The following is a 9,220-nucleotide window of genomic DNA, read 5'->3' on the forward strand; positions in this document are numbered from 1 at the left end:
GGGCGACCGCCGGGCGGCCGCCGGAACGGCTGCGGCTGCCCGGCGGCCTCTGGCTGCGGCGCCGCCGAAGCAGCCACACGGCGGCGCTGAACCAGGCCGTCCGCGCCAACCTGGACCACCTGCGGCCCTGGATGGAGTGGGCGGCCGAGGCCCCCTCCCGGGCCCGGACCGCCGCGCTGACCCGGGCCGGCGCGGCCGCCTGGGAGGCCGGCACCGACTTCATGTACCTGGCCGGCCTGGACGCCGAGCCCGGCGGCGTGATCGGCGCCTTCGGCCTGCACGGGCGGATCGGCCCGGGCGCGCTGGAGATCGGCTACTGGGTCGCCGCCGGGCACGTCGGCCGGGGCATCGCCACCGCCGCGGCCGGGGCGCTGACCGAGGCCGCGCTGGCCCTGCCCGGGATCACCCGGGTGGAGATCCGCTGCGACCGGGCGAACGGCGCCAGCGCGGCCGTCCCGCGCAAGCTCGGCTACCGGCTGGACCGGGTCGCGGAGGCCGCCGTCCGGGCTCCGGGCGAGACCGGACGGCAGCTGGTGTGGGTGCGGGAGCGCTGACGGCGCGGGTACGGGGGCAGCGCCGCCGTCAGTAGCGCTCGCCGGTCGCGGCCGGCAGCGCGTCCAGCTCGGCCAGGTCCGCCGCCGAGAGCTCGATCCCGGCCGCCCCCACGTTGTCCACCAGGTAGCGCGGCGTCCTGGTGCCCGGGATCGGGAAGACGTACCGGCCCTGCGCCAGCACCCAGGCCAGCGCGACCTGCGCCGGGGTGGCGCCGATCCGCTCGGCGACCGCCCGGACCTTCCCGACCAGCGCCAGGTTGGCCCGCAGCGCGTCGTGCTGGAAGCGCGGCAGCCGGCGGCGGAAGTCGTCGGCGGGCAGCTCCTCGATGGAGGTGATCCCACCGGTCAGGAAGCCCCGGCCGAGCGGCGAGAACGGCAGGAAGGCGATGCCCTGCTCCTCGGTGTACGGCAGCACCTCGGCCAGCGCGTCCCGGGTCCACAGCGACAGCTCGGACTGCACCGAGGCCACCGGGTGCACGCTCTGCGCCCGCTTGATCTCCTCGACGCCCGCCTCGGAGAGGCCGATGCTCCGGGCCTTGCCCGCCGCGACGACCTCGGCGAACGCGCCCCAGGTCTCCTCGATCGGCACCTGGGGGTCGACCCGGTGTAGCTGGTAGAGGTCGACGTGGTCGGTGCCCAGCCGGCGCAGGCTCTCGTCGATCGAGCGGCGCACGTGCTCGGGCCGGCCGTTGCGCTCCTGCTGGCCCGCGCCGCCCGGCACGATGCCCACCTTGGTGGCCAGGAGGGCGCGCTCCCGGTACGGGCCGGCCAGCGCGGCGCCGACCACCTCCTCGTTGGTGTACGGGCCGTACATGTCGGCGGTGTCGATCAGGCCGACGCCGAGGTCCAGCGCCTGCCGGATCACCCGGACCGACTTCTCGTCGTCCCGGTCCCGCTCGGTGTAGGCCCAGGTCATGCCCATGCAGCCGAGACCGATGACGCCGATCTCCGGGCCGCTCGTGCCGAACGAGGCGTTGCGCATGGTGGTGCTCCCGTCGTGGTTTCCGCGGCTCCCGTGGGGTGGCCGCGGTGTTCGCGTGGTGGTGCGTGATCAACGCCTTCAGCTTTCACCTTGGAGTGCACTCAAGGTCAAGCCCCTTCATCCCCGGGCCCGCCGCGGCCGCCGCCCGGCATCGTCTTAACCGTTCCTAAAACCTGTCCCTGACGGGGCGTCCGAGGCCGGGAAACGCTTGACGTGCACAGCTGGTCTAGTCCAGTTTGATGCTCAGCACCGCGCTCCCCCACCCCGGACCACCCCAGGCCGCCGCCCGCCCCGCGCCTCCCCCTCGCGGCGCGGGCGGCCTCCACGTCCCGAGAGGCACCCCCATGCCCAGCGCGCCCCAGCACGCCCCCGCGCACCGCCGCCCCGCCCGCCGGACCACCCTGCTGAGCCTCGCCGCCGCCACCGCGCTCGCCGCCGGCGGCCTGGCCGTCCTCGCCGGGAACGCCGGGGCCGCCGACGGCAACCTGCTCGCCAACGGCGGGCTGGAGAGCGGCGCGCTCGGCCCGTGGAGCTGTTCGGCCGGCACCGGGAGCGTGGTCGACTCCGGTGCGCACAGCGGGACGTACGCGCTCAAGGGGGCGGTGGGCGCGAGCGACACCGCGCAGTGCGGCCAGACCGTCAGCGTCCAGCCCAACACCACGTACACGCTCAGCGCCTGGGTGCAGGGCCGGTACGTCTACCTCGGCGCCACCGGCAGCGGCGTCACCGACCCGGCCACCTGGACCGCCGGCGGCGCCGACTGGCAGCAGCTGTCCACCAGCTTCACCACCGGGGCGGCCACCACCAGCGTCACCGTGTACCTGCACGGCTGGTACGGGCAGGGCGGCTACCTCGCCGACGACATCGCCCTGACCGGCCCGGGCGGCGGCAACCCGACCACCCCGCCGCCGAGTTCGACCCCGCCGAGCCCGACCGGCACCCCGACCGGCACGCCCACCGGTACGCCCACCGGCGGCCCGGGTACCCCGGCGCCGAACGTCGCGCTCCCGGTCGCCCCGTTCATCGACATGGGCGCCTGGCCGACCCCCTCGATGCCCGACCTGGCCAAGGCGGCCGGCCTCAAGGGCTACACGATGGGCTTCGTCACCGGCGTCGGCTGCAAGGCCAGCTGGTTCAACGCCTACGACCCGCGCACCGCCTGGGCCAAGGACCAGGTGGACGCGCTGCGCGCGGCCGGCGGCGACGTCAAGGTCTCCTTCGGCGGCGCCGCCGGCACCGAACTCGCCGCCGCCTGCACCACGGTGGACTCGCTGTTCGCCGAGTACGACGCGGTGGTGAGCGCCTACAACCTGCGCTACGTCGACTTCGACATCGAGGGCGCGGCCATCGCCGACACCGCCGCCAACGACCGCCGCTCGGCCGCGCTCGCCAGGCTCCAGCAGGCCCACCCGGGCCTCAGGGTCTCCTTCACCCTGCCCGTCCTGCCCGAGGGCCTGACCTCCGAGGGCGTCGCCATCGTCAAGTCCGCCCGGGACGCCGGGGTGGCCGTCGACCTGGTCAACATCATGGCGATGGACTACTACCGGAGCGGGACGGACTACGGCAACGCCGCCGTCCAGGCCGCCCAGTCGCTGTTCGGCCAGCTCAAGGCGCTCTACCCGGCGAAGACCGACGCCCAGCTGTGGGCCATGGTCGGCGTCACCCCGATGATCGGCGAGAACGACGACCACCAGGTCTACAACCAGGCCGACGCCCAGCAGTTGGTGGCCTTCGCCCGGCAGAACCACCTCGGGATGCTCTCCTTCTGGGACGCCACCCGGGACGCCAACGCCTGCACCGGCGGCTCGCTGTCCAAGTGCACCAACATCCCGCAGCAGCCGTACGAGTTCGCGAAGATCCTCGGCCAGTACGCGGGCTGAGCCCACCGGCCACCGGCCGCCGGGCAGTCGACCACGCGCCCGGTGGCCGGCCGGCCACCTGCCTCGCCTACCGGGACGCGGCATGGTGACGCGCCCCGGGGCGGCTCAGGTGTCGTAGCAGCCGCACCAGGGGGCGTCGAAGCCCAGGCCGTCGGGGTAGAGCTCGAAGTGGACCCGCTCCTCCTCGTCGTCCACCTCGTCCGGTTCGTAGTCCTCGCGCACCAGGCCGAACAGTTCGCCGTCGACGTGCACGGCGAACGGGGCGATCGCGATGTCCCCGTACTCGCGGCCGGGCAGGGCGTCGAGCCACTCCGCCAGCAGCAGCCGGGCCTGCGGCGCCTCGTCGGCGGGGTGTATCCGCGAGTCGAGGTGGCGGCCGGCGCCGTCGAAGCGGTGCAGGACAGCGTAGTACCGCCCGGCGCCGAGGCAGAGCGCCGAGGCGAGGAACTGCCCGCCCTGCCAGCGGCCGATGGTGTCGGTGCGGTAGTCGGGCCGGTGGCTGACGGGGATGACCTCGGGAACGTTCACGGTCGAACCGTACGGGTGAGCTGTGACAGCACCGCCGGCTCCGCGCAGCCCAGCGGCCGGCTCAGCGGCCGGTCGGGAGGTTCGCCCCGCCGGTGCAGTCGAGCACCACGCCCGTGACGAAGCCGTTGGCGGCCAGCAGGTGGATCGCCCGGGCGACGTCCTCCGCCCGGCCGACCCGGCCGACCGGGGTGGTGGCGGCGAGGCCCTCGAACAGCGCGGCCCGCTGCTCGGCCGGTACGCGGTCCCACCACGGGGTGTCGATCACGCCGGGCGAGACGGCGTTGACCCGCAGCGGGGCCAGCTCGACGGCCAGCGGCGGCACCATCGCCTCCAGCGCGCCGTTGATGGCGGCCAGTCCGGCGGTGCCGGGGAAGGCGGCGCGGGCCGAGGCGGCGGTGATCAGGGTGACCGAGCCGTCCTCGCGCAGGTGCGGCAGCGCCGCCTGGAGTACGCGCACCTGCGGCCAGAACTTGGCGTCGAAGCCGGCCGCGAGTTCGGCCAGGTCGAGCTGGGCGAACGGGCCGGCGCCGGCCGCGCCGCTGACCGCGACGACCAGGTGGTCGACCACGCCGGTCGTGGCGAAGAAGGCGGCGAGGGCGGCCGGGTCGGTCGCGTCCAGCGGGTGCCCGGTGGTCTTGCCGCCGATCCGGGCGACGGCGGCGTCCAGCCGGTCGCGGTCGCGGCCGGTCACCACGACCTCGGCGCCGTCGGCGGCGAAGGCGGTGGCCGTGGCCTCGCCGATGCCCGAGCTGCCGCCCATCACGACGACGCGCTGTCCGGCGAAGGGGGTTGACGCAGTGCTCATGGTGGTGGGGCCTTTCGACTTGTCGAGACTGCCGGTTCCGGAAATGATGGTTGTCGAGACTGATAGTCTTGTCAAGGGGGATCGGGGAGAGGCACGCCGGAGGAGAGGGAGCACGATGAGCGAGACCGAGGGCACCGAGGCCGCCGAGGCCGCCCCGGCGGCACGCCCGCACACCGGACGCCGCCGCAACGAGGCCGCCCACCGCGCGATCCTCGACGCCGCGCTGCGCCTGCTCGCCGAGTCCGACGGCACCCCCGTCACCATCGACGCCATCGCCCGCGCGGCCGGCGTCGGCAAGCAGACCGTCTACCGCTGGTGGCCCTCCAAGGGCGCCGTCCTGCTCGACGCCCTCACCGACCGCGCCGACCAGGACGTGTCCGGCCCCGACACCGGCGACCTGCGCGCCGACCTGCGGGCCTTCGTCAGCACCACCTTCGAGGCGGCCCAGCGCGACACCACCGCCCCCGCACTGCGCACCGTCGCCCGCGAGGCCGCGCGCGACCCGCACCTCGCCGACCTGATGCGGAGCTTCACCGCCACCCGCCGCACCGCACTGCGCGAACTCCTCACCCGGGGACGCGAGCGCGGCGAACTGTCCGCGGACGCCGATCCGGACCTCATCGCCGACCAGGTCTACGGGGTGTTCTGGTACCGCTTCCTGCTCGGGCACGGGCCGCTGGACGCGGGCACCGCGGAGCGGCTCGCCGACTCACTGCTCACGGGGAACGCCGGCGGGAACACCGAGGCGAACACCGAGGGGAACCGCGGCCGTTAGCTCCGCTGCCGCCCCTGGCCGCGCCCGCGCACCAGGGGCAGGTACACCTCGTCGACGATCTCCACCAGCACGTCGTCCGGCGCCGTCGGCACCCCGCGCGCCATGAACTCGTTGCGCAGCAGCACCATCGCCACCGTCGCCACCCGGGGGTGCAGCACCTCGGGAGCGGCCTCGCCACGGGCGACCGCGCGGCCCAGGACGGTGAGCCAGGGCGCGGCCACGGCGTCGCCGGACTGGTCCTGCAACTGGGCCAGGAACTCCGTGGCGCCGCCGGCCGCGGCCAGTAGCTCGCGCAGTACGGCGCCCAGCGGGGAGCTCCAGTGGCGGTTCGCCTGGCGGAGCAACTCCAGGGCGTCGCCGCGCAGTTCACCGGTGTCGGGGAGCGGGGCGGTCTTCGCGAGCTGCTTGTACGCGGCGATGCCGAGCGCCAGCCGGTTGGGCCAGCGGCGGTAGATGGCGTTCTTGTTGGTGCCCGCGCGGGCGGCGACCTTGTCCATGGTCAGCCCGGCGTACCCGGCCCCGGTGAGCTCCTCGACCGCGGCGCTCAGGATCGCCTCCTCCAGCGCCGCTCCGCGCCGCCGCGTCTGCCCGGCCATGCCCTCGCTCCGCCCAGTCCGCCCGCCGATACCGCCCGTACCCTCCCCATCCTTCTTGCCGTGCCGGGCCGTCGGCAACTAGGGTACTGGCCGTACCGTAAATTCTCTCTCGCCGGAAAGGCGGAAGAACGTGCGCGCCAAGGGAATCAGCTACGACACCGGCTTCATCAGGGACGGGGCGTACTCCCGTGCCTGGTTCGACTCCGAGGCGGTCGAGCGTGAGCTGCGGATCATCCGGGACGACCTGCACTGCACCGCAGTCCGCATCATGGGCGGCGACCCGGAGCGGATCGAGCTCGCCGCCGGCCACGCCGCCGACCTGGGCCTGGAGGTCTGGTTCTCGCCCTACCCGCTGGAACTGAGCACCGACGCGATGCTCGCGCTCCTCACCGACTGCGCCGAGCGCGCCGAGCGGCTGCGGCGGCGCGGCGCCGAGGTGGTGTTCGTCACCGGCGCCGAACTCAGCCTGATGAACCCGGGGTTCCTGCCCGGCTCCGACATCGGCGAGCGCCTCGCCCTGCTCGCCCGGCCCGAGCAGGTGCGCGAACAGCTCGGTGCGGTGAGCGGCCGGGTCAACGCGTTCCTCGCCGAGGCGGTGGCCGCCGTCCGGGCCCGGTTCGGCGGGCGCGTCACGTACGCCGCCGTACCGCTGGAGCGCGTCGACTGGGCGCCCTTCGACCTGGTCTCCCTGGACCTGTACCGCTCCGCCGAGACCGCCGACCGCTTCGCCGGCGGCGTCCGCGACCTGACCGCCCAGGGCAAGCCGGTCGCCGTCACCGAGTTCGGCTCCGCCACCTTCCGCGGCGCCGGCGACCGGGGCGCGAACGGCCTGGACATCGTCGAGTACGCCGACGGGGGCCCGGTCCGGCTGGACGGCGTCTACGAGCGGGACGAGGCCGGGCAGGCCGCGTACGTCCGGGAACTGCTGGAGGCCTTCGACGCCGGCGGCGTCGACGCCGCCTTCGTCTTCACCTTCGCCCTCTACGACCACGTCCACCGCCCGGACGGGGACCCTCGCGACGACCTCGACCTCGCCAGCTACGGCGTCGTCAGGACCTACGAGGACCGCGCGGGAACCACCTACCCCGGCCTGCCCTGGGACCCGAAGGAGGCGTTCTCCGCCGTCGCCGAGTACTACCGCACCCACTGAGCCGCCCGCCGCGGAAGCGCGGGAAGTCGGCCGGGCCGACCTCCCGCGCACGGCGGCCCGCCCGCGGCCGGGCGTCAACGGGCCGGAGCGGCGGCGGGGCGACGGCGGCGGTGGTAGGCCCAGGCCAGGGCGAGGGTGATCGGGCCCCAGAACATCGCCGTCGAGGTGCAGACCCGCCCCAGGAGCAGCCACCAGCCGTTGCTGTAGCCCACCTCCTCGAACACCCCCAGCCAGCCGAGCGGCATCCCGTCGAACAGGGCCGCCAGGACCAGCCCGCCGAGCACGGCCGGGACGACCGCCGCGAGCGGCGGCACCCGGCGGCCCCGCAGCACGGGCACCCAGCACGGGAACACCTCGCCCCAACCGCTGACCAGCCCCAGGGTCAGGAGCGTCAGCGCCTCGGTGAGCACGCTCAGACCGATCACGTACGGGGCGGCCCACCAGACGTAGGCCGGGGCCTGCGGGTCGACGGTGCCCATCCGGAAGTCGAACGCGAACGGCAGCCGCCACAGGCAGTGCGGCAGCACGATGAACGGAAGGGCCTTGGCGAGCCGCAGGGCCCATCGGGGAACGGGGCGCTCGGTGTCGCCCACCGGGATGGTCTTCAGCATGCGTCCACGCTCCCGGACACCGCCCCCGCCGCACGTCCACCGCTCGGCCCGTCCCCCTCCCCCGCGCGAGCCAGCCGCCCGTCCGCCCACCGGCGGAGACGGGCCCTACTTCCCCAGACCGAAGGCGGACTTCAACAGCCCGAGGGCGTACGGGGTCTCGGTGCCCTTCAGCGTGGTCGGGTCGACCGAGTACACGACCGTCCGGGAGAGGTCGCGGGTGGCGAAGACGCCGCTGGTGGAACCGGGCCGGGAGCCGGTCTTGCCCCAGGCCACGACGCCGCCGGAGGCGAGGCGCACGAGGCCCATGCTCAGGCACGCCGTGTCGTCCGGGCAGTAGCGGTTGCCCGGGGCGACGGGCACCGACGGGACGGTGAACAGCTCCTCCTGCTGGGCCGGCGGGAGGAGGCGGCCCCGGAACAGGGCGGTCATGAAGCGGTCCAGGTCGGGGGCGCTGGAGATCATGCCGCCCTCGGCCCAGGGCCACGGGCTCTGCTCGGTGACGTCCACGCGGTGCGAGCCGCCGTCTGCGTCGGGGACGGTCAGGTACGGGCGGGTCGCGGGGCGCCGCAGCGCCGGGTCGTCGGCGTCCGGGAGGGAGGTGTCGCGCAGGCCGAGCGGGCCGATGATCCGACGGCGCAGCTCCTCGGCGTAGCGGTGGCCGGTGACCTTCTCGACGACCAGCCCGGCGACGAAGGTGTTCATGCCGTTGTACTGCTGGGCTGTGCCGGGGTCGAAGGCCGGCGACTGCCCGGCCGTCGAGGCGACGATCTCCTCGGGGGTGGGCGCGTCGAGCCGGTGCTCGGCGAACCAGCCGGTGGTGCCGTCGCCCCAGTACGTGTTGTCGCCGGTGGGCAGTCCGCTGGTGTGGTTGAGCAGCTGCCCGACCGTGACCGCCCCGAACTGGGCGGGGAGGTCCGGGAGGTACCGTCGGACGCTGCCGTCGAGGTCGATCCGGCCCTCGGCGGCGAGTTGGAGGACGACGGTGGCGGTGAAGACCTTCGAGATCGACCCGATCCGGAACCTCCCGCGCGCGTCCACGGCCGCCCCGCCCTCCGCCGAGCTGCCCTCGAACCTTCCGGCGGAGCCGGTGACCCGCACGAACCCGGCGGAGACGTCGGCGGCGGGCCGCTGGGCGAGGGCGGCCCGGAGCGCCGCCGGGTCGAGCGGCGACAGTGCGGACGGGCTCGCCGCCGTCGCCGACACGGTGGCGGTGGAGGTGGTGGCGAGGGCGGGCGTGCCCGCCCCGACCGTCAGCGCGGCCGCCAGGGCGGCGGAGGCGGCCACGACGGCCCAACGGTTGCGGTTCGTGTGCGCGTTCACGTGCGGTCCGGCTCCAGAC

Annotated in this window: 10 protein-coding genes; 4 read left to right on the top strand and 6 right to left on the bottom strand. The window is 74.8% G+C overall.

Annotation, left to right across the window (positions count from 1 at the left end; translation table 11 throughout):
• On the top strand, positions 1 to 554 hold a 554-nt coding region (locus tag ACFU7Z_RS29090), incomplete at its 5' end, for a GNAT family N-acetyltransferase (protein ID WP_380780686.1).
• 28 nt (positions 555 to 582) lie between these two features.
• Here ACFU7Z_RS29090 and ACFU7Z_RS29095 read toward each other — a convergent pair.
• Positions 583 to 1,536, bottom strand: coding sequence for an aldo/keto reductase (locus ACFU7Z_RS29095; RefSeq protein ID WP_380780689.1), 954 nt, complete (start codon positions 1,534 to 1,536; stop codon positions 583 to 585).
• Positions 1,537 to 1,880: 344 nt separating this feature from the next.
• On the opposite strand from ACFU7Z_RS29095, the gene ACFU7Z_RS29100 reads away from it, so the two are divergent.
• Complete coding sequence (locus ACFU7Z_RS29100; protein WP_380780691.1) at positions 1,881 to 3,416, top strand: carbohydrate binding domain-containing protein; 1,536 nt, start codon at positions 1,881 to 1,883, stop codon at positions 3,414 to 3,416.
• 105 nt (positions 3,417 to 3,521) lie between these two features.
• On the opposite strand, the gene ACFU7Z_RS29105 is transcribed toward ACFU7Z_RS29100, so the two are convergent.
• Positions 3,522 to 3,944: a hypothetical protein gene (locus ACFU7Z_RS29105; RefSeq protein WP_380780693.1), complete on the bottom strand. Its 423-nt coding sequence runs from the start codon at positions 3,942 to 3,944 to the stop codon at positions 3,522 to 3,524.
• A 61-nt stretch (positions 3,945 to 4,005) separates the two neighbouring features.
• Positions 4,006 to 4,749: an SDR family oxidoreductase gene (locus ACFU7Z_RS29110; protein WP_049651400.1), complete on the bottom strand. Its 744-nt coding sequence runs from the start codon at positions 4,747 to 4,749 to the stop codon at positions 4,006 to 4,008.
• 115 nt (positions 4,750 to 4,864) lie between these two features.
• Here ACFU7Z_RS29110 and ACFU7Z_RS29115 point away from each other — a divergent pair, with 115 nt between their 5' ends.
• Entirely contained in the window at positions 4,865 to 5,524 is a 660-nt protein-coding gene (locus ACFU7Z_RS29115; RefSeq protein ID WP_380780696.1) for a TetR/AcrR family transcriptional regulator, read from the top strand.
• Here the strand turns inward: ACFU7Z_RS29115 and ACFU7Z_RS29120 are convergent.
• Complete coding sequence (locus ACFU7Z_RS29120; RefSeq protein WP_380780699.1) at positions 5,521 to 6,120, bottom strand: TetR/AcrR family transcriptional regulator; 600 nt, start codon at positions 6,118 to 6,120, stop codon at positions 5,521 to 5,523. The genes ACFU7Z_RS29115 and ACFU7Z_RS29120 overlap by 4 nt on opposite strands.
• A gap of 130 nt (positions 6,121 to 6,250) precedes the next feature.
• Here ACFU7Z_RS29120 and ACFU7Z_RS29125 point away from each other — a divergent pair, with 130 nt between their 5' ends.
• A complete protein-coding gene (locus tag ACFU7Z_RS29125; RefSeq protein ID WP_380780702.1) occupies positions 6,251 to 7,270 on the top strand; it encodes a hypothetical protein in 1,020 nt (339 codons plus the stop codon).
• A gap of 74 nt (positions 7,271 to 7,344) precedes the next feature.
• Here ACFU7Z_RS29125 and ACFU7Z_RS29130 read toward each other — a convergent pair whose 3' ends face one another.
• Entirely contained in the window at positions 7,345 to 7,881 is a 537-nt protein-coding gene (locus ACFU7Z_RS29130; protein ID WP_380780704.1) for a hypothetical protein, read from the bottom strand.
• Between the two features lie 105 nt (positions 7,882 to 7,986).
• Positions 7,987 to 9,220: serine hydrolase domain-containing protein (locus tag ACFU7Z_RS29135; protein ID WP_380780706.1), on the bottom strand; the 1,234-nt coding region annotated here is incomplete at its 5' end.

It is taken from the genome of Kitasatospora sp. NPDC057518 (assembly GCF_042802075.1).
GTDB lineage: Bacteria > Actinomycetota > Actinomycetes > Streptomycetales > Streptomycetaceae > Kitasatospora.